The organism is Spirosoma harenae (assembly GCF_054776975.1).
The window spans coordinates 1-592 of the sequence record NZ_BAAHBD010000044.1 but is presented as its reverse complement, the minus strand read 5'-3'; the positions used below and the strand labels follow the sequence as shown (position 1 = coordinate 592).

General features: G+C 54.2%; 1 protein-coding gene. It reads left to right on the top strand.

Going from position 1 to position 592, the window contains the following annotated elements:
* Window positions 1-592: DUF11 domain-containing protein (locus tag ACYVE4_RS31025; protein ID WP_461044310.1), on the top strand; the 592-nt coding region annotated here is incomplete at both ends.

Sequence of the window (592 nt, the reverse complement as noted above, 5' to 3'; positions counted from 1 at the left end):
ATGGACGCAAATGGGTGTAGCTCGGTCAAGTCGGAGGAGGTAGTGGTGAACATTGCCCAACCGGTGATGCCACCGCTGGTGCATAACCTGCGCAACAACTGTCCGGAGAAGATTGTGGATCTGACCAAAGCCTTGTCGACAACCACAGCGGGCAGTACCTACACGTATCGCATTTGCGAATGTGTGACCTCCAACATCGTGATTCGTCCGGATTCGGTGTGCGAAGGCAACTACTGGGTGGTGGAGAAAACGGCGCAGGGTTGCGTAAGTCCGCCCTCGAAGATTACAGTGAAGGTCTTCAATTGCGCTGCCGATACAGTGGATACGGATGTGAGCATTGTCAAACTGGCGAGCGTTGGTTATGTACAGAATGGTGCCCCAGTGACCTACACCTTGACGGTGAGCAACCAGGGCACCCATACAGCGAAAAACATCGATGTACGAGATGTGTTGCCGACTGGTCTGGAGCTAGTCTCGGCCCCGGTTGGCAGCACGGTATCGAACGGAGCTATCTGGAAGCATATCGATAGTCTGCACGTAGGGGCTAGTGAGCAAATTGTGTTCACGGCCCGTCTGACGGTGAAAAACCAGG